The organism is Sphingomonas sp. CCH5-D11 (genome assembly GCF_001557395.1).
Lineage (GTDB): Bacteria > Pseudomonadota > Alphaproteobacteria > Sphingomonadales > Sphingomonadaceae > Sphingomonas.
In genome coordinates, this window is the sequence record NZ_LSKH01000056.1 from 1 (window position 1) to 24,696 (window position 24,696).

Annotated in this window: 22 protein-coding genes and 1 pseudogene; 19 read left to right on the top strand and 4 right to left on the bottom strand. The window is 65.0% G+C overall.

Going from position 1 to position 24,696, the window contains the following annotated elements:
- Nucleotides 1-250: 250 nt before the first annotated feature.
- A pseudogene (istB, locus tag AX702_RS03540) lies at nt 251-724 on the bottom strand (IS21-like element helper ATPase IstB); the annotation flags it as partial.
- Nucleotides 725-727: 3 nt separating this feature from the next.
- Here istB and AX702_RS21975 point away from each other — a divergent pair.
- The 8 genes from AX702_RS21975 to AX702_RS03575 all read left to right on the top strand — a co-directional run bounded on the left by AX702_RS21975 (nt 728) and on the right by AX702_RS03575 (nt 7,588).
- Entirely contained in the window at nt 728-1,159 is a 432-nt protein-coding gene (locus AX702_RS21975) for a TolC family protein (protein ID WP_231731712.1), read from the top strand.
- A gap of 295 nt (nt 1,160-1,454) precedes the next feature.
- Nucleotides 1,455-2,030 carry an ABC transporter permease gene (locus AX702_RS03545; RefSeq protein ID WP_082745958.1) on the top strand — a complete coding sequence of 192 codons (576 nt, stop codon included), beginning with the start codon at nt 1,455-1,457 and terminating at the stop codon, nt 2,028-2,030.
- Nucleotides 2,031-2,178: 148 nt separating this feature from the next.
- Complete coding sequence (locus tag AX702_RS03550; protein ID WP_231731711.1) at nt 2,179-3,267, top strand: catalase family protein; 1,089 nt, start codon at nt 2,179-2,181, stop codon at nt 3,265-3,267.
- 17 nt (nt 3,268-3,284) lie between these two features.
- Nucleotides 3,285-3,983: a hypothetical protein gene (locus tag AX702_RS03555; RefSeq protein ID WP_066776275.1), complete on the top strand. Its 699-nt coding sequence runs from the start codon at nt 3,285-3,287 to the stop codon at nt 3,981-3,983.
- Nucleotide 3,984: 1 nt separating this feature from the next.
- Complete coding sequence (locus tag AX702_RS03560; protein WP_066776232.1) at nt 3,985-5,355, top strand: Dyp-type peroxidase; 1,371 nt, start codon at nt 3,985-3,987, stop codon at nt 5,353-5,355.
- A complete protein-coding gene (locus tag AX702_RS03565) occupies nt 5,336-5,773 on the top strand; it encodes an acyl-CoA thioesterase (RefSeq protein ID WP_066776235.1) in 438 nt (145 codons plus the stop codon). The genes AX702_RS03560 and AX702_RS03565 overlap by 20 nt, the downstream gene beginning before the upstream one ends.
- A 191-nt stretch (nt 5,774-5,964) precedes the next feature.
- Complete coding sequence (locus tag AX702_RS03570) at nt 5,965-6,594, top strand: TetR/AcrR family transcriptional regulator (RefSeq protein WP_066776240.1); 630 nt, start codon at nt 5,965-5,967, stop codon at nt 6,592-6,594.
- A gap of 379 nt (nt 6,595-6,973) precedes the next feature.
- Entirely contained in the window at nt 6,974-7,588 is a 615-nt protein-coding gene (locus tag AX702_RS03575; RefSeq protein WP_231731713.1) for a TetR/AcrR family transcriptional regulator, read from the top strand.
- 116 nt (nt 7,589-7,704) lie between these two features.
- Here the strand turns inward: AX702_RS03575 and AX702_RS03580 are convergent, their stop codons facing one another.
- Together AX702_RS03580 and AX702_RS03585 are read right to left on the bottom strand one after the other, a co-directional pair.
- The gene (locus tag AX702_RS03580; protein ID WP_443026280.1) at nt 7,705-8,082 is read right to left on the bottom strand and encodes a MerR family transcriptional regulator; all 378 of its coding nucleotides are present in this window, start codon (nt 8,080-8,082) and stop codon (nt 7,705-7,707) included.
- A 7-nt stretch (nt 8,083-8,089) separates the two neighbouring features.
- Nucleotides 8,090-9,772, bottom strand: a complete 1,683-nt coding sequence (locus tag AX702_RS03585) for a long-chain-fatty-acid--CoA ligase (RefSeq protein WP_066776247.1) — start codon at nt 9,770-9,772, stop codon at nt 8,090-8,092.
- A 139-nt stretch (nt 9,773-9,911) separates the two neighbouring features.
- On the opposite strand from AX702_RS03585, the gene AX702_RS03590 reads away from it, so the two are divergent.
- The 7 genes from AX702_RS03590 (at nt 9,912) to AX702_RS03620 (ending at nt 18,759) form a co-directional block, all read left to right on the top strand.
- A complete protein-coding gene (locus tag AX702_RS03590; RefSeq protein WP_066776250.1) occupies nt 9,912-11,048 on the top strand; it encodes a thiolase family protein in 1,137 nt (378 codons plus the stop codon).
- Nucleotide 11,049: 1 nt separating this feature from the next.
- Nucleotides 11,050-13,368: a 3-hydroxyacyl-CoA dehydrogenase/enoyl-CoA hydratase family protein gene (locus AX702_RS03595; RefSeq protein WP_066776251.1), complete on the top strand. Its 2,319-nt coding sequence runs from the start codon at nt 11,050-11,052 to the stop codon at nt 13,366-13,368.
- 18 nt (nt 13,369-13,386) lie between these two features.
- Nucleotides 13,387-15,183 (top strand): acyl-CoA dehydrogenase C-terminal domain-containing protein, encoded by a 1,797-nt coding sequence (locus AX702_RS03600; protein WP_066776252.1) that lies wholly within the window; start codon nt 13,387-13,389, stop codon nt 15,181-15,183.
- Between the two features lie 75 nt (nt 15,184-15,258).
- Entirely contained in the window at nt 15,259-15,666 is a 408-nt protein-coding gene (locus AX702_RS03605; protein ID WP_066776254.1) for a DUF2147 domain-containing protein, read from the top strand.
- Between the two features lie 34 nt (nt 15,667-15,700).
- Nucleotides 15,701-17,002 (top strand): OmpP1/FadL family transporter, encoded by a 1,302-nt coding sequence (locus AX702_RS03610; protein ID WP_066776256.1) that lies wholly within the window; start codon nt 15,701-15,703, stop codon nt 17,000-17,002.
- Between the two features lie 12 nt (nt 17,003-17,014).
- Complete coding sequence (locus AX702_RS03615; RefSeq protein WP_066776258.1) at nt 17,015-17,764, top strand: electron transfer flavoprotein subunit beta/FixA family protein; 750 nt, start codon at nt 17,015-17,017, stop codon at nt 17,762-17,764.
- 65 nt (nt 17,765-17,829) lie between these two features.
- The gene (locus AX702_RS03620; RefSeq protein ID WP_066776261.1) at nt 17,830-18,759 is read left to right on the top strand and encodes an electron transfer flavoprotein subunit alpha/FixB family protein; all 930 of its coding nucleotides are present in this window, start codon (nt 17,830-17,832) and stop codon (nt 18,757-18,759) included.
- 20 nt (nt 18,760-18,779) lie between these two features.
- Here AX702_RS03620 and AX702_RS03625 read toward each other — a convergent pair whose 3' ends face one another.
- Nucleotides 18,780-18,989, bottom strand: a complete 210-nt coding sequence (locus AX702_RS03625; RefSeq protein ID WP_066776264.1) for a hypothetical protein — start codon at nt 18,987-18,989, stop codon at nt 18,780-18,782.
- Between the two features lie 1,847 nt (nt 18,990-20,836).
- Between AX702_RS03625 and AX702_RS03635 the strand changes: the two genes are divergently transcribed.
- The 4 genes from AX702_RS03635 to AX702_RS03645 are packed head-to-tail and all read left to right on the top strand — an operon-like array spanning nt 20,837 to nt 24,593.
- On the top strand, nt 20,837-22,519 hold the full coding sequence (locus AX702_RS03635) for a Mu transposase C-terminal domain-containing protein (RefSeq protein WP_066776269.1): 1,683 nt from the start codon (nt 20,837-20,839) through the stop codon (nt 22,517-22,519).
- Nucleotides 22,516-22,701: a TniB family NTP-binding protein gene (locus tag AX702_RS23185; protein WP_256926793.1), complete on the top strand. Its 186-nt coding sequence runs from the start codon at nt 22,516-22,518 to the stop codon at nt 22,699-22,701. The genes AX702_RS03635 and AX702_RS23185 overlap by 4 nt, the downstream gene beginning before the upstream one ends.
- An 11-nt stretch (nt 22,702-22,712) precedes the next feature.
- Complete coding sequence (locus AX702_RS03640; RefSeq protein WP_256926792.1) at nt 22,713-23,438, top strand: TniB family NTP-binding protein; 726 nt, start codon at nt 22,713-22,715, stop codon at nt 23,436-23,438.
- A gap of 12 nt (nt 23,439-23,450) precedes the next feature.
- Nucleotides 23,451-24,593, top strand: a complete 1,143-nt coding sequence (locus AX702_RS03645) for a hypothetical protein (RefSeq protein ID WP_144037329.1) — start codon at nt 23,451-23,453, stop codon at nt 24,591-24,593.
- Nucleotides 24,594-24,696 lie beyond the last annotated feature (103 nt).

Consider the following 24,696-nt stretch of genomic DNA (forward strand, 5'->3'; position numbering starts at 1 on the left):
GACCACCGGGATGAGGGGTCCTTTTTCGACGCCGATCACCCCGCTACCGGGGTCCTTTTTCCACGCCGATCCACAACTGTCAATCGGCGTCCAAAAGGGACCCCCTACCGGCGTCCAAAAGGGACCCCCTTCGTCGAGCAGCGTACCGGGGATGACGGGCGCACTGTTCGCGCTGGTTGCGGCGTAGGGCGGGCGTAGCCCGACGGGAGGCGCAACCAGCGCGAAGCGTTCTCTGCCGGTGTCCCAGGCGTCAGCTTCGATGTTTGAAGCGCCAGCTGTCGTTGCCGGTTTCGACGATGTCGCAATGGTGGGTAATTCGGTCGAGCAGCGCGGTGGTCATCTTGGGGTCGCCGAAGACGGTGGGCCACTCACCAAAGGCCAGGTTCGTCGTGACGATGACTGAAGTCTGTTCGTAGAGCTTGCTGACGAGGTGGAAGAGCAGCTGACCGCCCGAGCGGGCAAACGGCAGGTAGCCAAGCTCGTCGAGCACCACGAGGTCGAGGCGCGAGAGCTGGGCCGCCAGCGTGCCGGCCTTCCCAAGGCGGGTTTCCTCCTCGAGCCGGTTCACCAGATCAACCGTGTGGAAATAGCGCCCGCGGGCGCCGGCCCGTACCACATTGGCGGTGATGGTGGTGGCGAGGTGCGTCTTGCCGGTGCCCGTCCCACCGACCAGCACGACGTTGCGCCGGCCCGGAAGAAACGAGCCGCTGTACAGCGAGCGTACCGCGTGCCGCTCTACACGGGCGGTGCGATCCCGGCGATCCAGGCGGGTGCGGACGGCGCGGTCGAGGTGGCCCGCGCCAGGCAGGCGGGTGGTCGCGACCTGTCTCGCGTCAGGTTGGTCCGCACCTATTTCGGTCAGCAGGTTGCCGCCCAGCTGACCCGGTCGACGCGCGAGACGCTCGCAGGGTTCGATCGGCATCTGTCGGATGCCGTGAAGCTCGAGCAGAACGGGGTCATTCCCCATGCGCGCGTCCTCCAGGTTCAGGTCGCCCGCGACGCCGCCGAACGCGCCTTCATTCGCGCGCAACTCGAGGAAGCGACTGCTGCCGACGCACTGTCGGGTTGCTGGACCGACCCGCCGGCGTCGGCGCATCGACGCCGCTGTTCGTCAATTCGCAGCCGCTGCCTCCCGTCGGCACATTCCTGGAGGGCATAGACGCGACGCCCCGGGCCCGCGGCGCCGACGCAGCGCGTGACATCGCCAGCGCGGGGGTCGGCCTGGCGAAATCGCGCTACCGCCCGCAAGCCTTCGCGTTCGGCAGCTACAACGCCAATCGCGACAATGCGCTGCCCACGGACACGCGAAACCGCGACCGCTCTGTCGGCGAGCGCCGTCTATGCCGGTTCGGCGCTTGCCTATTCGGGCGCGACGTTACCGCTGAACGGCGCCAACGCCTTTGCCCACATCTGGAGCAACGTGCTGCCGCTGAACCCAACTCAGTCGCGGCGGGCTGCCCGTCGCGGTCACCACCGAACCGTTGTTCAATCGGACGGGTGGTTACAAGGGCTATGTCTTTCCGGCCGTAGCGGTGATCATCGTTCAGCAGACGCTGCTCTTCGGCGCCGCTACCTTCATGGGCGGACGACGCCGCTCCGGCGCATGGCGGATGGGTGTCGCGGAGTTCTGGGGAACGCTGGCGGCGTTCACGTCGGTAGGCATCCTGGGATGCTATTTCCTGTTCGGGTTCATCTTCTGGCTCCAGGCTGTGCCCGTCGATGGCGACATTACCGGCATGATGGTGATGGTCCCTGTCTTCGCCACGGCGGTTGCTGCCCTAGGGCTGCTCATCGGCAGCGTGTTCGATTGCGCCGAGCGGGCAACCTACATCCTGGCACCGACCTCGGTGCCGTTCTTCTTCCTCACCGGGACCGCCTATCCGCTCGATCAAATGCCGGGCTTCGTCGCCGCCCTCTCTCACTTGATCCCGGCCACCGCCGGCGTCCACACGTTCGTCCCGTTGAACCAGATGCATGCGCGCCTGGCCACGAGACTTCGTGTCGCTGATCGCTGCCACCTGCATCGATAGTTGCCTCACGTAGAGACCTGGTCGAGTCGACAAGAAAGGGAACCATTCGGTTTCCCTAGGTGTTGTTGGTGGGTAATTGCCGGGAAATGGCTGGGCCAAGCGGCGCCGCGACCGGCGTCGGGACATGGGCAACAGACGAGGTCAGGCTTTGAAAGCACCGCTTCTCTATTCGTCCGACATCGAGACGATCGCCGAGGATGAAGAGCGCCTGACGGCGGAGATCGTCGAGCAGATGGCGGCCGGGAACCGCTGCGCTTTCGAGCATCACCGCCATGCGATCCGCGACGCGCATGCCAAGTCCCATGCTGTCCTGAGGGGCACGTTGACGGTTCACGACGATCTGGCGCCGGAACTGCGGCAGGGCATCTTCGGACACCCATGCACCTACGGCGTGGTCGCACGGCTGTCCTCGGCGCCCAGCGACATTCATTCGGACGCGATCCCTGCGCCGCGAGGATTCGCGATCAAGGTAGTCGGCGTCGAAGGAGAGCGGTTGTCGCCCGATATCGGGGGCGCCAACCAGGATTTCCTGATGGTGAACTTTCCCGTCCTCGCCTTTGGCACCATCGCCAAATACAAGCTGATGCTGAGCCTTCTTGAGGCGAATGCGCATGCGCCCGACACCTTCCAGCGGCTGATCGCAGGCACTGCGCGGGGTGCCAAGAAGACAGTGGAGGCGTTGGGGATGACGCCCGGGGCGACGCTCGAAGGTTTGGCGCGCGACAACCATCATCCGCTCGGCGAGAGCTACCATACGCAAGGTGCTATCCGCTTCGGTGACCATGTCGCCAAGCTGGCTCTGTCCCCAGCTTCCGATAACGTCCGGGCCTTGACGGGACAGCCGGTGGGCAAGGCGGATTTCTCCACGATGCGGGATGTTATGGTGGAGCATTTCGCCGGCCAGGGCGCGGAATATGCCCTGTCGGCGCAGCTCTGCACCGATCTGGCGGAGATGCCGGTCGAGGATGCGGCGGTACGCTGGGACGAGAAGGTGTCGCCGCATCGCCCGATCGCGACGCTGCGGTTCGCAGCGCAGGACGCCTACGCCCCGGCACGCCAGGTGTATGGCGACGACGTCCTGTCTTTCAATCCATGGAACGGCGTAGAGGCGCACCGCCCACTCGGCCAGATCATGCGCATCCGCCGGGCGGCTTACGAACGCTCCACCAGCTACCGCCATCGGATGAACGCGCGCCCCCGGATCGAGCCTGACCGGCTCGATGACATTCCCGATTGAACAAGCAGGAGGTCGTGATGACCACAGACAACAAGGACCCGCGCCTCGCGGATGAGAGCAAGCTTCAGGAAATCCGTCGCCGGGTGGAGGAAGTCGCCGCCGATGCACCCCACCTCGCCAAGATCGCGCTCGAGGCGATGATCCGCAAACATAATCCGGACCTGAAGGGCGGCGCCCGGTCGGCGGGCCGCGCCGGCAAGCAATCCGGCAACGTGTCCGAACTCACCGCCATCGCGACGCTCAAGCCGGGCGGCGCAGAGCGCCTGCGGCGGATCTTCGATCTCACCGCCGGCAACATGGACGGGGCCCAGCGCGTCTCCACCCTGCACGACATGCGCTTCGTCTTTTTCGACGATGATACGCGCATCCTGTTCGCGACCGCCTACGACGGCGACTGGGATGCCTACATCAATGACTTTGCGACCAAGATCCCCGAGCTCATGGACCTTCTGTTCGCCAACGTCGAAGGCTGGCCGGGGATCGACAGCCCCAAGGTGAAGGATTTCATCGCCGACCACCAGATCGACGCTGCCGGCTGGTTCGTTGCCAATCCGCAGGTGACGGTGGTCGACGTACGCCGCTTCCAGCGAATGGAGAAGGCGCTCAACGCGTTCCTCGATGCAGAGGCCGCCAACACGGCGATCGATCCGACGACCAAGGCGGCGCTCGGCCAACTTACCGACGCCATCTCCAAGCCGGAAGGGGTGGATTACTGACATGAGCGTTCTGGCGGACCTGAGGGCGCGCTTCAGCCGGGAGCGGGTCAAGCTGCAGCTCGACGACATCCAGGCCCTGATCCTGCGATCGCGGCCCGAGCCCTATGTCGGCCTGCACGCGATGCTGCACGTCGATGAGGCGGAAGGCGGTCGCAACCTCGTCCGCCGGCTCGCGCCGCACATCCCCTCGGCCGACGATTGGACGGACGACATGGACTCCTGGACCGGCGTCGCGATCAGCCATGCCGGCCTGAAGGCGCTGGGCGTGCCAGAGGCATCGCTGAAGAGCTTTCCCCTGCCATTTCAACAGGGCATGGCGGCCCGAGCCGAGCAACTGCGCGACTTCGGCGAGAATGCACCCGACCGGTGGGAAGATGCCTTTCGGCCCGGCACCTGCCATATCGCGCTGACGATCTATGCCCGCGACGAAGACGCGCTGGAAAAGGCGATCGAAGTCGCCATGACCGAGTTGGAAGCCTCGCATGGTGTCACGCTCGTCGGCACGCACAGCTTCGGGGCGGATGCCGATGCCAAGAACCCTTTCGGATTTCGCGACTCCATCTCGCAGCCGACAGTGGCGGGCGGCGGGGTGGACCCGCGGGGCGACGAGCGCGCGATCGCGGCGGGCGAGTTCATCCTGGGCGAAAACAGCGAGACCGGCGCGCCAGTCGCAATGCCCGAACCGGCCCCGCTCGGTCGCAACGGATCGTTCGTGGTCCTGCGCAAATATCAGAGCGCGGTTGGCGCCTTCAACGATTTCATCCGCGCAAACGCCGACAGCGAAGCCGACCAGGAGAAGCTGGCGGCCAAGATGTTCGGCCGCTGGCGCAGCGGCGCGCCGCTGATCCTGGCACCGGATCATGACGACGAGGCGCTGGGGGCGGATCGATCACGCAACAACGACTTTAATTTCGCGGAAGATCCCAAGGGACTGGTCTGTCCGCATTCAGCGCACATGCGCCGTCTGAACCCGCGCGACAGCCAGTTGACGATCCTGACTGACGTCAACATCCACCGCATCATCCGGCGCTCTTCCACCTTCGGCCCCAAGTGGACTCCGGACGTGACGGCGGCCGGCGATGCGAAAGGCGATCGCGGCATCTTCTTCATCTTCATTAGCGCGCGGGCGTACGATACGATCGAGTTCCTCCAGCAGGAATGGATCAACCGGGGTAACTTCATCGATCTTGGTACCGAGAGAGATCCGATCGTCGCACTGCACGAGGAGCCGGGGACCTTCACCATTCCGCATGAGCCGGCGCGAACGCGCGTCAACGGCGTGACCACCTTCAACCGTCTGATGGGCGGCGAATATCTCTTCATGCCGTCGCTGACGGCGCTCCGGTGGATCGGTGAAGCAGGCTGGCGCTGAACCGTCCGGCGGGCCTGAGGGGCGCTCGCAATACCGTTCGCATCTGCATGCCATCACCGTTTCGGCGGACGCGATCGACGAACTGGGCCACGTCAACAATGCTGTGTACCTGCAGTGGGTGCAGCAGGCGATAACCGCGTACTGGCGCGCGGTGGCGAGGAAGGAAGATGTCGACCGGCTTCGCTGGATCGTCGCTAGTCACGAGATCTTCTATCGAAAACCGGCCTATCACCGCGATAGTCTCATCGCGACGGTTCAGATTACCAAGCACACAGCGTCGCGAGCATGGTTCTCGACGCATATCGGCAGGGACGGCGAGACGGTCGCCGAGGTGCACTCGACGTTATGCTGTCTCGACGCGAGCTCGGGTCAACTCGTCCGCATCACTCCGGACCTTGCGCAGCCGTTCTGCCTGTAACACGCCGGGCCTATGAGGGGCGGTTAACCCTGGCGAGCAGCTTGGGTCGGATGGTGCGGCGCAGCCCGCGAGCAAGCTGCGCCACGGCCGATCATGCTCAGCCTCTGGGCATCGTCGGAACGGCTCGAGCGGTCGTCGCCGACGCTGACCGGGACCGATCAAAGCTCGGAGCGATGTAAGGAAGAGCCGCGATGGTCGGTGAAAAGAGAATGCCGAAAAGCCAACGCGGTCGGATAGGCCGGCCGAGTGCCGAAGAGGCGGCCAGTCTGGAAGACCGGATCCTGGCCGCCACTTGGGACTTGCTGCTCGCAAAGGGTGCCCGCGAACTCTCGGTCGAACGGATCGCACGTGCGGCTGCTGTCAGCAAGAAGACGATCTACACTCGCTTTCAAGGCCGCAGTGATCTCTTAATGCGCCTCCTGCGGCGCAAGCTGGAACTGGAAGAAAGCGGACTTCATGAGGACGTGGATGCGGAAGACTTTCGCGATGCATTCTGCAGCGTCGGGAGGCGTATCCTGGCCTTCTTGATCAGCGCGGAGCGTCAGGCGATCGCAGCGGTGCTGGCGGAACTACCGGACGCGCGGCATGATGCCTGGACCTCTACCTATGCTGTCGGTCTACGCGCAATTGATGCCTTGCTAGCACATCCGGGAGCCGCGATCGCGCTAGCGGATCTCGATCTTGCGACGTTCCGTCATGCTTTGTTGCAATGTCTGATCGGTCGGGCGGAGAACATGCTGCGTGCTCCTGAGTCAGATCAGCCTATGAGCGAGGATTGGATGAAGGCCTTGGCAAAGCTCTTCATACGGCATGATTCGTAACCGCGGTGGTGACTGCCATAGCCAATAGCCTTGGCAGGGTAGAACGGCCTCGCCGCATCGCTCGTCTCCATCTGACGAGCTAACCTGCAAGTGGCATGATTTCCGGGGAGCAGGTCAAGCACGTCAATGTCTGCGCCGCTGCCCCGGTAGCCGCTGCCAAGGTCAGCAGGCTGCCGGCCATGATAGACTTGAACATTGGTTGCTCCTTAAGATTAAAATCGTCCCGCTTGCGCGATTGACTCGGGAAGAAAGCTCAAGGGAACCACTCGGTCCCCTTTGGGCGATACACGTCCTGGGATTTTTTATGGATAGTGGGAGTTCGTCGGAGCATCGGGTCGATAGCGCGGACGGCTAGGAGGGGTTCGAGGTGGTGGCCGAGATGAGCACGTTGGCGAGCGGGCAGTCCCGACGGATTGGTCGGCCGAGCGTCGAGGAGGCTGCGGCTTTGGAGAGCCGCATCTTGGCAGCCGCTTGGGACTTGTTGCTGACCAAAGGATCACGCGAGCTATCGATCGAGCGGATCGCGCGTGCCGCGGAGGTCAGCAAGAAAACGATCTACACGCGCTTTCAGGACCGGAGCGACCTGCTCATGCGTCTGCTGGAGGAGAAGCTCGAAGCCGAGGAGAACGGCTTGTGTGAAGACGTGCAGATCGAGGAATTCGCCAGTGCCTTCCGCAGCGTGGGCGAACGCATCCTCGCGTTTCTGACCAGCCCGGAACGCGAGGCGATCGGTGTCGTGCTAACGGAGTTGCCGAAAGCGCGACATGACGCTTGGACGGCCACCTACGCCGTTGGGCTGCGAGCAATTGACGGGCTTCTCGACCATCCCAGCGCGGCCACAGCGCTGGGGCATCTGGACGCGACGACGTTTCGGCACGCCTTTCTTCAATGCCTGATCGGACATGCGGAGAACATGATTCGCGCGCCAAAGAACGAGGATGTTTCAACTGCCGAATGGATGACGGCGCTGTCAGAACTATTCATTCGTAATTGAAGTTGAGCAGCGTCAATCCGCGCTTTTAAGCCGACGCGCTGGGCAAGCTGGGTGCGCGGGTCGTGTTGAGTGGGAAGCCAACCGCCCCAGCTTTCCCACGCCCGCACCGCCCACGCTCATCTCTCTCCGGTCGTGCCCTTGATGCGGTCGAGCGCCTGCTTTTCGATGGACTTAAGCTCGATGAGCGTCTGTTCCAACGCGACGAACTGCGCCTCGAGGTCCGCCACGCGTTGATGGCAGCGATCGGCCAAGGCCTTCATCTGCTCGACGTGCTGCGGATCGGCTTCGTACAGGTCTAGGAATTCTTGGATATCGCGGAGCGAGAAGCCGAGGCGCTTTCCGCGAAGGATTAGCTGCATCCGGCCCGTCTCGCGCTTGGTGTAGATGCGCACTGTCCCGATCCTGCGGGGTTCTATTAGGCCGCGATCCTCGTAGAATCTGAGCGTCCGCGGCGTGATCCCCAGGAAGTCGGCCACCTCCTGGATTCCGCGCAGTTCCTCTTCACTGTCGCCCAATCTGCCCCTCCAGCGGCTTTCCCGCAGCCCTTTGCGCCTCTTCCTCGACCAACTCCTTTTTAGAGAGCTTTCCGATCAACGTCTTTGGCAGACTCTCTCGGATCTCGACCTCTCTGGGAAGCTCGATCTTGCTGAGCTTGTCACGCAGGAAGTCCCGAAGGGCAGCGCCCGTCACCTCTTCCCCGGGTTTGACGGTGACGAATGCCTTGGGGGACTGCCCCCGATAGGGGTCGGGCACGCCGATCGCGACCGCTTCGGCGACGGCGGGATGCTCGTAAAGGGCCTCCTCGATCATGCGAGGGTATACGTTGTAGCCGCCGCAGAGGATGATGTCCTTGATCCGGTCGACGATGAACAGGAAGCCCTCCTCGTCCAGATAGCCGATGTCCCCTGTCCGGAGAGCGCCCTCAAAAAGGACCTGCTGTGTATCCGTAGGCTTGTTCCAATAGCCGCTCATCACCTGCGGTCCTCGTGCGCAGATCTCCCCTGGTATGCCGATGTCGCGTAGGATCGAGGGCGCCTCCGGGTCCCTGATCTCGATCGTCGTGCCGGGGAAGGGGCGGCCGGCGGAGGCCGACTTGTCCGGGCCGTCTATCGGATTGCAGGTGACGATCGGCGATGCCTCGGACAGGCCATAGCCCTCGACCAGGCGCCCCCTTGTCTGACGCTCGAACGCCTCGCGTACCTCGGACGGAAGCGGTGCGCCTCCGGAAATACAGGCACGTATGTTGCCGAGATCGACCACTTGGCGGCCCGCAGCTTCGGCGATGGCATTGAAGATCGTCGGCACGGCGGGGAAGAAGGTCGGGCGTGTCCGGGCAATCGCCTTCAATGTCTGCTTGAGATCGTAGCGCGGCAGCAGGATCATCTTCGCCCCTACGCGGAGCGCGAAGCTGAGCACCGTAGTCAAGGCGAACACGTGAAACAGCGGCAGCACGCCCAGGACGCGTTCCTGCACCTCCTTCTCGCCGCCGACATGGACCACCATCGCATCGGCCTGGGCGACCAGGTTGGCGTGGCTGAGCATGGCGGCCTTGGGCCGACCGGTAGTTCCCCCGGTATACTGCAGCACCGCGACCGCGTCGGGCGAGACCGCGACCGGCATCGGCGCGCGGCCCCGGACCAGCAGACGTGCATAGGCGACATGGCCATCGCCACGGGGCGCTTCGGCGATGTCACGACGCCGGAGCAGCCGATAGGCGAGCGACTTACCGAAGGGCAGGGCGCTGGCGATCGGACATGTGATCACATGACGCAGTCCCACCTCGGCTGCGACGGCGGACACTCGGCGATGAACCTCGGGCAGGTCGCAGGTCGCGATGATCTCCGCACCAGAATCGACAAGAAGGTGGCGCAACTCCCGCTCGACGTAGAGTGGGTTCACGTTCACGACCACTCCGCCCGCTTTCAACGTTGCGAGGAACAGCACGGGATAATGCGGCGTGTTGGGTAGGGAGAGGGCCACCCGCGTGCCCGTCGTCACGCCCAGGGACTGCAACCCCGCCGTGGCGCGTTCCACGGACTCGGCGAGCGCCTGATACGACGTGGTCGCCCCCAAGAAGTCGATCGCGGTCCAGCCGCCGTGCTTCGCCACCGATTCTTCGAACATGGTGGTGACCATGCGGGGCCGTTCATCCGATGCGATGCCCTGCGCTCGTGCCGATACCATCTTCTTCCGCTCTCCCGACGATAGGGCTTCCAGGCTGCCGAACTCGGCGCCATGGCATATTGCTCTTGACGTATAGGTTAGTTATCGCACCTTTAGGTAAGGTCGCAAGACCGGAACTGTCGCGTTCGAGAGGATTTCCATGACCAGCGTCGTGATCGCGGGATACGCCCGCTCTCCCTTCCACCTTGCCGCCAAGGGCGATCTGGCCCGGGTCCGACCGGACGATCTGGCCGCGCAGGTAATTCGAGGCTTAATTGAAAAGACCGGCATCGACGCGGCGGAGATCGAGGACGTGATCCTCGGCTGCGCCTTTCCGGAAGGAGAGCAGGGGCTGAACGTGGCGCGCATGATCGGGCTGCTCGCGGACCTGCCGCTGTCGGTCGGGGGCATGACGGTGAACCGCTTTTGCGGCTCCTCGATGAGCGCGATCCACATCGCGGTAGGCCAAATCCAGATCGGCGCGGGTGACGCGTTCATCTGCGCCGGGCTCGAGTCGATGAGCCGCATTCCGATGGGCGGCTACAACCCGTTACCCAACCCCGCGCTCGCGAAGCAGCGGCCCGGTGCGTACATGGGCATGGGCGAGACGGCCGAGAACGTTGCTCAGCAATATCAGATCACTCGCGCCGAGCAGGATGCCTTTGCGGTCAAGAGTCACCACAAGGCCGCCGCCGCGCGGGCCGCCGGCAAGCTCACGGACGAGATCGTCCCGATCACGACCAAGGCAGGCACCATCGGTGAGGACGGCATCATCCGGTCCGATTCGTCAGTGGAAGTCCTCGGTGGCCTGAAGCCGGCGTTCAGCCAGGACGGCACGGTGACGGCCGGCACCTCTTCCCCCCTGACCGACGGCGCGTCCGCCGTGCTGGTGACCTCCGAGGAGTTCGCGACGCGGCACGGCCTCAAGATCCTTGCCCGGATCAAGGCAGTGGGCCTGTCCGGTTGCGAGCCCGAGACGATGGGACTGGGGCCGATCGGCGCGTCGCGCAAGGCGCTGGAGCGCGCGGGACTGAACGTCGCCGACCTCGACGTGGTGGAGATCAACGAGGCGTTCGCCAGCCAGTCGATCGCCTGCATCCGCGACCTCGGCTTGAAGGAGGAGACGATCAACATCGACGGCGGCGCGATCGCGATCGGCCATCCGCTGGGTGCGACGGGCGCGCGGATCGTCGGCAAGGCGGCGGCGCTGCTGGCGCGCGAGGGTGGCCGCTATGCGCTCGCCACCCAATGCATCGGCGGCGGGCAAGGTATTGCCACGGTGCTGGAGCGCGCCTGACATGAGCGAGCCGATTCGAAAGGTGTGCGTCATCGGTGCGGGCGTGATGGGCGCCGGCATCGCGGCGCAGGTCGCCAACGCGGGCATTCCGGTGCTGCTGCTTGATGTCGCCGCGAAGGAAGGCGCCGATCGCGATGCGGTGGCGAAAGGCGCGGTTGCGAAAATGCTGAAGACCGACCCGGCGCCCTTCATGTCGAAGCGGGCGGCAAAGCTGGTCGAGACGGGCAACATCGACGATCATCTCGACCGCGTCGCCGAATGCGACTGGGTGGTCGAGGCGATCGTGGAACGGCTCGACATCAAGCAGGCACTGTACGCAAGGCTGGAACAGGTGAAGCGGCCCGGCACGGCGGTGTCGTCCAACACCTCCACCATCCCGCTCGGTCATCTGGTCGAGGGGCGCGGCGACCAGTTCCGGCGCGACTTCCTCATCACCCATTTCTTCAATCCCCCGCGCTACATGCGCCTGATCGAGATCGTGCGCGGGCCGGCCACCGACCCGGTGGTCGCCGACCGGGTCGAGCGCTTCGTCGATCGCTTCATGGGCAAGCGGGTCGTGCCCGCCAAGGATACGCCCGGCTTCATCGCCAACCGGATCGGCACCTACTGGCTGGCGGTGGCGATCAACGCCGCCATGGACCAGGGCCTCACCGTCGAGGAGGCCGACCAGATCGGTGGCCGGCCGATGGGCGTGCCGAAGACGGGCATCTTCGGGCTGATCGACCTCGTCGGCGTCGACCTGATGCCGCTCCTGTCGAAGAGCCTGTCCGCCACCCTGCCGCAGGGCGATCCGTATTTCGATACGGTGCGGCCGATGCCGCTGGTCGACCGGATGATCGCGGACGGGTTCACGGGGCGCAAGGGTAAGGGCGGCTTCTACGCCTTCGACAAGGCGACGCGGACGAAGAAGGCGGTGGACCTGTCGACGGGGGAATATCGCGCGAGCGTCAAGCCCGCGTCGCTGCCCCGCGCGGCGGAGAAGGATCTGGCCGCGTTGGTCGCCGCGCCCGGCAAGGTCGGCGCTTATGCGTGGGAGATCCTCGGCAAGGTTCTCGCCTATGCCGCCATGCTGGTCGGCGAGGCGGCCGACGACGTCGTCGCGATCGATGACGCGATGAAGCTCGGCTACAACTGGAAACAGGGGCCATTCGAGCTGATCGACCGGCTGGGGCCAAGCGCGCTGGCGCGGCGGCTGGCGGCGGAGGGCCGGACGGTGCCGCCGATCCTGGTGACCGCCGGGGATCGCCCTTTCTATCGGGTGGAGGGCGGCCGGCGCCAGTATCTCGCCGCCACGGGCGAGTATCGCGAGGTGGCCCGGCCCGAGGGCGTGTTGCTGCTGGAGGATGTGAAGCGGGGCGCCGAGCCGGTGATCCGCAATGGCTCCGCCGCGCTGTGGGACGTGGGCGACGGAGTCGCGTGCCTGGAATTCACGGCCAAGATGAATGCGCTGGACGAGGAGGTCGCCAAGCTGATCGGCCAGGCGATCCCGCTGGTCAAGGCGCGGTTCAAGGCGCTGGTGATCTATAACGAAGGCAGCAACTTCTCGGTCGGCGCCAATCTGGGCCTCGCCATGTTCGCGGTGAACATCGCCGCCTGGAGCGAGATCGACCGGCTGATCGCCGCCGGGCAGCAGGCGTACAAGGCGCTGAAATACGCGCCGTTCCCGGTCGTGGCCGCTCCCGCGGGCATGGCGCTGGGCGGGGGGTGCGAGATCCTGCTCCATGCCGACGCCATCCAGGCGCATGCCGAAAGCTATGTCGGGCTGGTCGAATGCGGCGTCGGGCTGATCCCCGGCTGGGGTGGCAACGGCGAGATGCTCGATCGTCTTGCCAGGTCGCCGGCCGTGCCGAATGGCCCGATGCCCGCCGTCGCGAAGGCGTTCGAGATGATCTCGACGGCGCAGGTGTCGAAATCGGCGGCCGAGGCGAAGGAGATGCTGTTCCTGCGCGCCTCGGACGGCATCACCATGAACCGTGACCGCCTGCTCGCCGATGCTAAGAACAAGGCGCTCTCGCTGGTCGAGGGATATTGCGCGCCCGACAAGCCGGTATTCCGCCTGCCGGGTGAAAGCGGGCGGGTCGGCATTGCCGGGGTCGTCGCCGATTTCCGCAAAAAAGGGGTGGCCACCCCCTATGACACCGTGGTCGCGGAGCGGCTGGCGACCGTACTGACCGGCGGCAACGCCGATCTGGTCGACACCGTCACCGAGGACCAGCTGCTGGTGCTGGAGCGCAACGCGTTCATGGCCAGCGTCAAGGACGCGCGCACCCAGGCACGGGTCGAGCACATGCTCGAAACCGGCAAGCCGCTGCGCAACTGATCGAAGAGGTAGCCGCCGATGCAAATCTATTCCGCGCCGCTCCGGGACATGCGCTTCGTCCTGCACGAGCTGTTCGCCGACGATCAGTTCGACGCGAGCGCCGCCTTCGCTGAGTTCACCCCCGACCTGTACGATGCCGTGCTGGAGGAAGCCGGTCGCATGGCGAAGGACGTCCTGTTGCCGCTGAACGCAAGCGGCGATCTGGAAGGATGCCGGCTCGAGAACGGCGTCGTGCGGACGCCCGCGGGTTTTCCCGAGGCGTATCGGCAGTTCCGCGACGGCGGCTGGGCGGCGCTCGCCTCCGCGCCCGAATGGGGTGGGCAGGGATTGCCCGAGACGCTGAACAAGCTGGTGGAGGAGATGATCTGCTCCGCCAACCTATCGTTCGGCCTGTACCCCGGCCTGACTCACGGCGCCACCACCGCGATCGAGGGACACGGATCGGAGGATCTGAAGCGGGCCTACCTGCCCAGGATGGTCAGCGGTGAATGGTCGGGGACCATGTGCCTGACCGAGCCCCATTGCGGCACCGACCTGGGCCTGCTCCGCACCCGCGCGGTGCCGCAGGACGACGGCAGCTATCGCGTGTCCGGGTCCAAGATCTTCATCTCGGCAGGAGACCACGACCTGACCGACAACGTGATTCACCTTGTCCTTGCGCGCTTGCCCGACGCCCCCGCGGGGGTGAAGGGTATCAGCCTGTTCCTGGTGCCCAAGTTCCTGCCCCGGGACGACGGCAGCTTCGGCCCGCATAACGGCGTGTCGGTCGCCGGCATTGAACACAAGATGGGGCTGAAGGCGTCGGCGACGTGCCAGATGCAGTTCGACGACGCAACCGGCTGGATCGTCGGCGAGCCGAACAAGGGGCTCGCCGCGATGTTCACCATGATGAACACCGAACGCGTCTCGGTCGGCATCCAGGGGCTCGGCGTCGGCGAGATCGCCTATCAGTCCGCTGTCGCCTACGCGCGCGAGCGGCAGCAGGGCCGCGCGCTGACCGGCCCCAAGCGCCCTGATCTGCCCGCCGATCCAATCATCGTCCACCCCGATGTGCGCCGGATGCTGATGACCATGCGCGTCTATGCCGAGGGGTGCCGCGCGGTAGGCCAGTGGACATCGCGGGCGCTGGACGCGGAGAAGCATGCGCCCGACCCGGAGCTGCGCGCCCGCGCGACCGATTTCATCGCGCTGATGACGCCCGTCGTGAAGGCGCTGTTCACCGATCTGGCGTCGGAGGCCGCGAACCTCTGCGTCCAGACCTATGGCGGCCACGGCTATATCCGCGAGCATGGCGTCGAGCAGTTCGTTCGCGACGCCCGCATCACCCAGATCTATGAAGGCACCAACGGCGTCCAGGCGCTGGACCTGGTCGGGCGCAAGATGCCCGCCAACATGGGTCGGGCGATGCGGCCTTTCTTCCACGCCGTGTCGAACCTGTGTGAGGAGATGGCGGGCAGCACGGACAAGACGCTCGCGGCGCAGACCGCAGCGCTGCACCAGGCGTTCGGCGCACTCCAACTCACCACCGCGACCATCGCTCGCAAGGCGATGAAGAATGCGGACGAGGCCGGGGCGGCGGCAACTGATTATCTGAAGATGCTGGGACTGGTCGCGATAGGCTACACCTTCCTTCGGGCCGCGCGGATCGCCACGGACCGGCTTGCCGAAGGAAGTGCCGACGCCGCCTTCTACCGAGCCAAGCTGGCGACCGCGGCCTTTTTCTTCGATCGCATCCTGCCGCAGGCGACGGGGAGTTTCCTGGTCATCAAGGCGGGCAGCAGATCGACCATGGCGCTCGCAGAGGAGCTGTTCTGACCAGCCCGCCGACGATCCAACGATAACAGAAACGGGTCGTACTCGCCCGGCCCAAAACAAGGAGAGAAGAAGGCCATGTCCATGATGTTGCTCGCCCTGGCGCTGATGGCCGGCAACCCTCCGGCGGAGACGGTGATCGGCCGCTGGCGGACAGAGACGCGCGGCGGGGTCGTGGACATCCAGCGGTGCGGCGCCTCCATCTGCGGGCGCTTGGTCAGTTCCGACAAGCTGCGCAGAGACCCGACGCTGAAGGATGGCAACAACCGCGACGCGGCACAGCGTGACCGTCCCTTGCGCGGGCTACTCATGCTGAGCGGCTTCTCACGTGACGGCGAGGTCTGGAGCGGCGGCCGGATCTACAATGCGGATGATGGAAAGACGTATGGCGCCAAGCTGACGCCGATCGGCCGCGATCAGCTCAAAGTGCGTGGCTGCGTGTTCGTGCCGTTGTGCAAGACGCAGACCTGGACCCGCATCCCCTGATACTCCCCCCGTTTTCCGTGCCTGTGAGAGTAGCATGACCCATTCTTTTCGCGCGGCCTTGGCCGCTACGGTCGTTGTTTATTCCCTTACCCTGTCGGCCCAGGCGCATGCCCAGGCATTCTATCTGCAGGAGCAATCCGCACGCGCAGCCGGTCGCGCCTTTTCCGGCGAGGTGGCGGATACGGGAGCGGCATCCTTGTGGTGGAACCCCGCGGCTATCGCTGACACAAACGAGCGGGAGGTGACGATCAGTGCCGCTGCGATCCTGCCCCGGGGCAGGGTCGTCGACCAGGGAACGCTGATCCGGCGACCCGGCCAGCCGTTCGCGCCAGTCGGCGGCGACGGAGTCTCGCGTAATCCGATCAACAACGGCGTGCTGCCATCAGGCGCGATCGCGCTGCCGCTGACCAACCGCATCGCCGTGGGTCTAGCGGTGACGTCGCCCTACAGCTTCACGACCGACTATGACGATGACAGCTGGGCGCGATATTCGGCAGACCGGACCAGACTCAGAACGATCGACATCCAGCCCTCGCTTGGCATCGCGCTGACCGACTGGCTGCGGGTCGGCGGGGCAGTCAACGTCGAGTACACCGACGCCAGCCTCAGCAACAAGCTGCCGAACCTGTCGACCGCGCTGCACGACGGGGAACAGCGGCTCGCTGGCGACGGTTGGGATCTCGGCTGGACGGCGGGTGTACAGCTCCATCATCAGTGGGCGATCGTGGGCATCGCGTACAAGTCGGCCATCGAGCATCATCTGAAGGGCGAGCTGGAAACCTCCGGTCTTGCGGGTCCGCTCGCCGCTTCCAACCGAACCGTTTCCGATGCGCGTGCCTCCTTCTACACGCCCGCGCAGATCATCGTCGGCGGCCGCTTCCGCGCGTCCGATGCGCTGACGCTGAATACCCAGGTGGTCCGCTACACCTGGAGCAAGTTTGACGCGATCCGGCTCGGCGCGCCCATCAACACGGCCATCCCGGAGAATTATCGCGACAGCTGGAGCCTGGCGGGCGGTGTGGATTATGCCGTGTCCCCGGCCGTGACGCTGCGCGCGGGCGTGCAGCATGCCATCACTCCCACGCGAAACGGCGATCGCGACGCGCGCGTGCCGGATTCCGACCGGTGGAATTACGGCGCCGGCGCGACGTTCAAGCTCACATCGGGCCTGTCGATCGACGCCGCCGCGAACTATGTCGACTTCAAGGATGCGACCATCGACCGGATCACCGCAGCCTATGCGGGCACGGCGGTGCAGACGCCGATCGTGACCGACGGCTCGCTGAAGGATGCCCACGCGGTGGTCCTGTCCCTTGGCGCTCGGCTGACGTTCTGAGGAGAGGTTCCAATGAAGGTTCTGGTACCGGTCAAGCGGGTGCTTGACTACAATGTGAAGCCCCGGGTGAAGGCGGACGGGTCGGGTGTAGACCTTGCCAACGTCAAGATGAGCATGAACCCCTTCGACGAGATCGCGGTCGAGGAGGCGATCCGGCTGAAGGAAAAGGCCGGCGTCATCGAGATCGTGGTCGTGTCGATCGGCGAGGCCAAATCGCAGGAGACATTGCGCACCGCGCTCGCGATGGGCGCCGACCGCGCGATCCTGGTGACGAGCGAACAGAAGGTCGAGCCGCTGAGCGTCGCCAAGATCCTGGCGAAGATCGTGGAAGAGGAGCAGCCCGCCCTCGTCATCCTCGGCAAGCAGGCGATCGACGACGACAACAACCAGACCGGCCAGATGCTTGCCGGGCTGCTCGGCTGGGGCCAGGGGACGTTCGCGTCCAAGGTCGAGCTGGCAAGCGACAGCGTCACCGTGACGCGCGAGGTCGATGGTGGGCTGGAAACCGACAGGTTCCCACTGCCCGCGATCGTCACCACCGACCTGCGGTTGAACGAGCCGCGCTATGCCTCGCTGCCCAACATCATGAAGGCCAAGAGCAAGCCGCTCGCGAACAAGACGCCGGCCGATTACGGCGTGGACGTGACGCCGCGCATCACCACCCTGAAGGTGGTAGAACCCGGCAAACGCCAGGCGGGAGTCAAGGTCGCCGATGTGGACGAGCTGGTGATGAAGCTCCATGCGATGGGCATCGCTAAGTAAGCACAACTCTCACCCGTTCGGGCTGAGCCTGTCGGACGATGTGCCGAGAAAAAGGGGCAGAGGATATGAAGACGCTGGTCTGGGTCGAGCATGACGGCTCGACGGTGAAGGATGCGACGCTAGCCGCGGTAACCGCCGCGTCGAAGCTGGGCGGGGTCGACCTGCTGGTCGCGGGTCAGGGCGTGGATGGGGTCGCTGAGGCCGCTGCGCAGATCGCGGGTGTCGGCACGGTGCACGTCGCGGACGATGCAGCCTATGCCCACGCGCTGGCCGAGAATGTCGCGCCGCTGGTGATGCAGCTGATGGACGACCACGACGCCTTCGTTGCGGCGGCCACGACGACGGGCAAGAACATCGCGCCGCGGGTCGCCGCGTTGCTCGACGTAATGCAGATCAGCGACATCCTGTCGGTCGAGGGCGAGGAAAGCTTCACCCGCCCGATCTATGCCGGCAACGCGATCGCGACGGTGCAGACCTCCGACGCGAAAAAGGTCGTCACCGTCCGCACCACGGCGTTCGAGAAGGCGGCGGCGAGCGGCGGGTCGGGCACGGTCGAGGCAGTCGCGTCTACCGGTGAGGAGGGCTTGTCGACCTTTGTCGGCTCGGAGATTGCGGCGAACGCGCGGCCGGAGCTGACCAGCGCCAAGGTGATCGTCTCGGGCGGGCGGGCGCTCGGGTCGGGCGAGAAGTTCCATGAACTGATCGAGCCGCTCGCCGACAAGCTCGGCGCCGGCGTCGGCGCCAGCCGCGCGGCGGTGGATGCGGGTTATGTTCCCAACGATTACCAGGTCGGGCAGACGGGAAAGATCGTGGCGCCGGAAGTGTACGTCGCGGTCGGGATTTCCGGCGCGATCCAGCACCTGGCGGGCATGAAGGACTCCAAGGTAATCGTGGCGATCAACAAGGATGAGGACGCGCCGATATTCCAGGTGGCGGACATCGGCCTGGTCGGCGACCTGTTCAAGGTGGTGCCGGAGTTGACGGAGAAGCTGTAGGAGGGACGAAGGCTGCGAAGTCAGCTGCGCGCCGGCGCTTCCGCCAGCACGCGGAGTTCGGCCGGCAGCGCGGCTCCGTCGCGCAACGTGCCATCCGTTGCCACTCCGGGGCCGCCGGACGTTGCCTCACCACGTCCCTTTTCCAGTGCGCGGAACCGGTGGAGCAGTGGTTCGGTATACCCGTTCGGCTGCTCCGCCCCCTCGAACACCAGCGCGCGGGCCGCCTGCATCGCAAGGCTGTCCGCGGTGAGCGGCCGGTAGGCGGGATCGCCGGCGTTCTGGTGTCCGGTCAGAGGAGGTTCTAAATCGTACGCTAAGCCCGGCAATCGTCCCGATTGGGATCCCAAACGGGACGATCGCAGCCAGCGCGGTTCGACGGGTTCGGTCGTAAAGGTATATCTGTGCCCGTTCTATGCGCCGCCCACTGTTCGCGAAAACCTTCCTTTCTGACGACCTTGCAGCGGGCCATGACCGCGACGCATTTCTGCGGGCCGCCGCTTGTCAGAACTGTTCTTGAAACCCGCTTCGCAAAAGCGCCTGCCGGCGACGGGTTTGGAGAACCCATTGGCAGGGAGCGTGAGCACAACGCCCCGTTTGCGAGCAGCGCCGGATGATGGCGAGCACGCTGGCAGATAATTCGAGCAGGACGCTCCCCGCCAGTGGCGGAGAGCGTGAGCAGGAAATCAGGCTGTTTGCGAGCAGACGCCGATATAATTGCAAGCGCCTACACCTAAGGTTTGAGATGTGATGGTTGATCCCCCTCGTGGTCGAAGAAATACCCTCGGGTATGCCGTCAACGATGCTGCTCGCCGATACGAAACGGGCGCCCAAATCGTCTGGGCCGTCAACTCAGAGGGCGATGATGTATGGATAGACGACGTTCCTAGCGGCCGGTCCGACCTCCGGTGTGCTTGCGGAGAGCGGCTGATCGCCAAGAAGGGGACCGAGAGGGCTCACCACTTCGCTCATGAAGCGGGAACGTCAGAGGCCTGCAGGGTTGCAAGGCAGGCCGCTCTTGCGCGGTTTATCATCGCCACATTGAGCGACGGCGCGCATTTCAGGCTCCCTGACACTAATCATAGCACCACGAAGCCACTATTGACGGCTGCATCATACGACGTGTTCTTTGATACTGTACGCGTCACGGCGACATTCAAGGGACGCGCGGTAGCGATAGCTGCGACACTTACGAAGAAAGAGACGAAGCGGCTCAGAGAGCTACAGCTGTCGCCGGCCACGGTGTCGCTAATCCTCGTTGACCTATCAGCGCACAAGGCGCGGGCCGATCACGAGATCGCTGTCGCTCTGACAGACAGGGCGGAGCGCTATTGGCTGTACAACAGAAGTTCGAAAGACCACGAGAGAGCAATGCAGGAGAACCGACGACGGGAACAGTCAGCGGTGTTTCCTCCGCTTAGAGAGGGACGGGCCAGCGCTGGCTTAGCTCACCCATTGTCAGACGCTTCGGATGGATTTGACCACGCAGCAGCAACGCCGAAACGCTTACAAGACGCGCGCCGACTGATGATGTCGCAGGACCCAAACATTGACATCGACGCTTGGGACAGCCAGCCGCAGGCTTGGTTGGGTGGCCTAACGCCGTACGAGTACAACCGGTCTCGCTCCGACCTAGTACAACTAGTCGAACGGCATCTTGGTCTCCGCGATGAGTTTGGTCGACCAACCAAGCGGTGAGGCCGGCTTTCAACAACGCTGGATGCCGCGAGGGTCGCTGCCGTCCTGGCGATAAGTCCACCATTTCGGGGACGAGTCCACCACTTCGGGAGCGAGTCCACCATTTCGGGCGCAGTTCGCGGCTCTTTTCACTCCGCTGTCACGCCAGTCCACCCTTTCAGGATATCCGACAAAGCCCTGACGATTCTACGAGCCTGTAATTTCCAATAATGTTATTTCCTGGAAAAAAGAGGATGGCCGGATCGGGCGCGGTTGTCGGTTGTCCTGAAACGGTGGACGCACACGGCGAGCGTCGCCCGGCGTCAGTCCACTCCTGAAATGGTGGACATTCTCCCCAAAAGAGCGGACGCTTGCCAGGCTGGATCAGCCGAGGCGTCGTACCATGCGAACCGCGGACCTGAAGACGGCGAGCGACGCTAATTGGGCAGAAGCGCACCGCCGCGAGAAGATCATCCGCCCACTTGCTGCGCTGACCCGCATCCCGGGCAACGCAGCCGCCGAAGCGCTGGATAAGCTTGGGCTGGGTCGCGCCCGTTTTCATGAGCTTCTCCAGCTTTATCGGGCGTCGCCCGTTGCCGCTTCGCTGTTGCCGCGCCCGCGAGGGCGGGAGAGGGGAGAGCGGCGGCTCTCATCTGCTGCCGAGCAGTTGATCGCCCGAGGCATCGCGGAGTGTTATCTCACCCTCGAGAAGCCGAACGTGCAGGCGCTCCGCCGCTGGCTCCGACATGAGGCGCAGAAGATCGGGCTGAAGGTGCCCAGCACCAAGGCAATCCAAGCACGATTGGACAGACTGCCTCCCCAGACCGTCACGGCCCGTAGGCAAGGGTCCAAAGCCGCCGCTGACAAGTGGGAGCCGACGCGAGGCGTGTTGGATGCCAGCTACGCGCTGGAGCTCGTGCAATCGGATCACACGCTGGTCGACGTGATCGTCGTCGACGATCTGTATCGAAAGCCCATCGGTCGGCCGTGGCTCACGCTGATGATCGATATCGCGAGCCGCACGGTACCGGGGTTCCACCTCGATATGCTTGCACCCTCGGCCGTGTCGGTTGGCATGTGCATGCGCCAAGCCGTTCTCCCCAAGACCGCCTGGTTGGCCGAGCGCGGCATGGAGGCACCTTGGGACAATCAGGGTCTCATGGATCGGCTACACCTCGACAATGCGCGCGAGCACCGCTCCGACGCTCTGAAACGGGGCTGCCGTGCCCACTCGATCTCGCTCGAGTATCGTCCGGTTCGGCGTCCGCACTTCGGTGGCCATATCGAGCGGCTGATCGGGACAGTGATGGGCGCTGTCCATCTTCTGCCCGGCACGACGTTCTCCAACGTGGCGGAGCGAGGCGAATACGACTCCGAAGCCCAAGCGTGCATGACGCTGGGCGAGTTGGAGAGCTGGCTCGCCGCACAGATCATTGGGCCGTACCATGCAGAGCGACACCGCGGCATCGGCATCCCGCCGGCGCTCGCCTGGGCCGAAGCGATGGAACGGCGGCCGGAGCTGGCGCGGCTGCCGGTCGATCGCGCCAGCTTCCTCTTCGACTTCCTGCCTTGCGAACTACGCGCGGTGACCCCGCACGGCATCGAACTGTTCCATACGCACTACTGGGATGACGCGCTGTCCTGCTGGTACACGCGACCCGGGCAGGCCATGCCGATCCGGTGGGACCCGCGTGACCTTTCTCGCATCTGGCTCGAGCTCCCGCATGGCGAGCACCTCGAGGTGCCCTATCGTGACCTCCGGCGGCCGGCGATCACCCGCTGGGAACAGAAGGAGGCGGTTCGCACCCTGCGCGAGCGTGGTCAGCAAGCGGTCGACGAGACGCTGATCTTCCAGGCGGTCGAGACACAGCGCCTGATCGTGGCAGAAGCCGCTCACAAGACAAAGGCCGCACGGCTCGCGCTCCAGAGGACCAGGGCGGCCTTGGCCGATGCACGGCGCGCCAGAAGCAGCGGCAAGCCCACCATCGAGGACGACAGACCCACAGCTCCGCCGGGCGCCTCGAGTACGGATAAGAGCGGTGATCGGCAGGCGCTACCGTACCTCGTCGAGGAGATGCCCAGGTGAGCGATCTGTCGCATCTTGCCGAGGACTACCGCGAGCGCGCGACGTGGGCCGACGAGGAGCGGATCGCCTGGATCCGCATGGATCGTTGGCTTGGCTTCCCGAAGGCGGAGACCGTGCGCAAGACCTTGGATGCGATGCTACGCTACCCGCCGCGCACGCGCATGCCGTGCCTCCTGATCTAGGCCAGACCGGGATGGGGAAGTCCCGCATCGTCGAGCGCTTCGAGGCAGAGAACCCGCGCGGGTTCAACGACACAACGGGAACGGCGACGATCCCGGTCGTGGCCGTTCAGCTGCCGCCACAGCCGACCGATGGCGAGTTCTACGGGGAGGTTCTCGAGAAGCTCGGCGCCGGCTTTGCGGGGCGCGGCGACGTCCAGCGAGCCCGGCAGCTTACCCGCCGGATCATGGGGCAGGTGGGTGCTCGTATGCTTATCCTAGACGAGATCAACCACATGCTGGCCTGCACGCCACGGCAGCAGCGCGTCTTCCTTAACACGCTTCGGTATCTGGCCAACGACCTGCAGATCCCGCTCGTCTGCACCGGCAATCACGAGGCGCGCGCGGCGCTGCTCACGGACGCGGCGCTGGCCGAGCGGTTTGACGCGGTCGAGCTCGTCCGGTGGCAGAACGACGAGCCATTTCGGCTGCTGATGGTTACGCTCGCCGCGATCCTGCCCCTGCGCAAGCCATCTCAGCTGGAGGAGGAGCGGTGCCGGACCGCCATCCTCGACCTCTGCGATGGGAACACCGGCCGCATCTTCCGGCTCGTCGAAACGCTAGCCGTGAGAGCGATCGAGAACGGCACCGAGCGGATCGAGGTAGGAGATCTGGACGCCGATGACCTCGTGCTCCCGTCTGTCAGCATGAAGGCGTTGGCCCAGCGTCGTGGACGCGGGCGGGCGAAGGCGGCTGCTTGAGCCGTGGCTGGGGTGGCGCTGCCGATCGCGCCCCGTCCTCGTCCCGACGAGTTGCCGTCGTCCTGGCTCGGGCGGACCGCGGCCTGCTACGATGTATCGGTCGCCGAGCTCCGGCAGGTTCTATGGAAGGCTGGCCCGAGCATGAAGGGACGGCCCGATGTCCATTGGGATCTGCACGAGGCGAAAAGCGTCGTGGCCGGTCTACGGGTCGCGTCGGAGGTCGTGCTCAACCTCGGGCTTAAGTGCCGCTGGCCGGGGCTCGCGGTCGACTGGTTGCCAAGTACCGACGGCTTCGGCCGAGCGCGAGGTGAGCTCGATCTCGCCTGGTGCCGCCATTGCCTTGCCGAAGCGCACGAGGCCGGCGGGGCTTATCTCGACGCAGAGGCGGCGCTGCCGCTCGTCTTCTGTCATCGGCATGGCGCTTGGCGTCAGGACTATTGTCGGCGTTGCCGGCCGAGTCACTCGCCGCGGTTCACTTGGTCAGTCGGCATCGAGTTCGTGTGCGAAGATTGCGGCACGCCGCTCAGGACGAGCCGCTGGGCAAAGCCGACGCCAGCGGCCTATTTCGAGCCGGAGGAAACGGCCGCGGCGCTCTCAATCCTCTTCGCATTCGACGGCGAGGTCCGTAACGCGCTGCTCGGCCATCCGGCACGCTTGTTAGGGGTACAGCCGGTGCCGGCCCGTCAGTTCCTCATCGTGCTGCGCGATCTCACCCGGGCGCTGCTGGCGCCAAGCCTCTTCAGGACCAGTTACATCAATCTGTTCGACTGCCCCTTGCTGCCGATCATGCCGGAGCACAAACCGCAGACCTGGGACGAACAGCCCTACCACGAGCTGTCACCCTCCGCTCGAGCTCAGGTTCTCAGTGCGGTGGTGGCGCTCCTGGCCGACGAGCCCGTCGGCCGACTGATGTCGGGCGCGCATCTGCCGTTCCGCGAGCACCAGACACTTGAGAAGCTGCTCAATTACGTGCCTCGCTGGGTGCAAGCGATGCTGATCCGAAGCAGCGTGGCTTGGCCCGAGCCGCTGCGCGCGCGCGTCGATGCCCATCGCCGACAGACGGGTATGGACGTGGACGACGTTCTGGCGCAGTTTGATGCGTGGCGGACCGAGCGCGACCAGCGGCAGCGTGAGCGAACGTCGCTGATCGGGTGATCGCGACCGCGGCGAGGGCAGGTAAGTGCCCGCAGCGGAACAGAAATCCGTGTTGCTGCCACTTAGAGAAGACACATTCGTCGCCAGATAGAACTGACACACC

What these genes read in the sequence shown, in the direction of transcription:
- AX702_RS03560 (WP_066776232.1), top strand. Translation starts at nt 3,985, where the DNA reads ATGAGCGTTCTGGCGGACCTGAGGGCGCGCTTCAGCCGGGAGCGGGTC.
- AX702_RS03595 (WP_066776251.1), top strand. Translation starts at nt 11,050, where the DNA reads ATGAGCGAGCCGATTCGAAAGGTGTGCGTCATCGGTGCGGGCGTGATG.
- AX702_RS03605 (WP_066776254.1), top strand. Translation starts at nt 15,259, where the DNA reads ATGTCCATGATGTTGCTCGCCCTGGCGCTGATGGCCGGCAACCCTCCG.
- AX702_RS03600 (WP_066776252.1), top strand. Translation starts at nt 13,387, where the DNA reads ATGCAAATCTATTCCGCGCCGCTCCGGGACATGCGCTTCGTCCTGCAC.
- AX702_RS03585 (WP_066776247.1), bottom strand. Translation starts at nt 9,772, where the DNA reads ATGGTATCGGCACGAGCGCAGGGCATCGCATCGGATGAACGGCCCCGC.
- AX702_RS03575 (WP_231731713.1), top strand. Translation starts at nt 6,974, where the DNA reads ATGAGCACGTTGGCGAGCGGGCAGTCCCGACGGATTGGTCGGCCGAGC.
- AX702_RS03615 (WP_066776258.1), top strand. Translation starts at nt 17,015, where the DNA reads ATGAAGGTTCTGGTACCGGTCAAGCGGGTGCTTGACTACAATGTGAAG.
- AX702_RS03555 (WP_066776275.1), top strand. Translation starts at nt 3,285, where the DNA reads ATGACCACAGACAACAAGGACCCGCGCCTCGCGGATGAGAGCAAGCTT.
- AX702_RS03570 (WP_066776240.1), top strand. Translation starts at nt 5,965, where the DNA reads ATGGTCGGTGAAAAGAGAATGCCGAAAAGCCAACGCGGTCGGATAGGC.
- AX702_RS03620 (WP_066776261.1), top strand. Translation starts at nt 17,830, where the DNA reads ATGAAGACGCTGGTCTGGGTCGAGCATGACGGCTCGACGGTGAAGGAT.
- AX702_RS03590 (WP_066776250.1), top strand. Translation starts at nt 9,912, where the DNA reads ATGACCAGCGTCGTGATCGCGGGATACGCCCGCTCTCCCTTCCACCTT.
- AX702_RS03635 (WP_066776269.1), top strand. Translation starts at nt 20,837, where the DNA reads ATGCGAACCGCGGACCTGAAGACGGCGAGCGACGCTAATTGGGCAGAA.
- AX702_RS03610 (WP_066776256.1), top strand. Translation starts at nt 15,701, where the DNA reads ATGACCCATTCTTTTCGCGCGGCCTTGGCCGCTACGGTCGTTGTTTAT.
- AX702_RS03625 (WP_066776264.1), bottom strand. Translation starts at nt 18,989, where the DNA reads ATGCAGGCGGCCCGCGCGCTGGTGTTCGAGGGGGCGGAGCAGCCGAAC.
- AX702_RS03640 (WP_256926792.1), top strand. Translation starts at nt 22,713, where the DNA reads ATGGGGAAGTCCCGCATCGTCGAGCGCTTCGAGGCAGAGAACCCGCGC.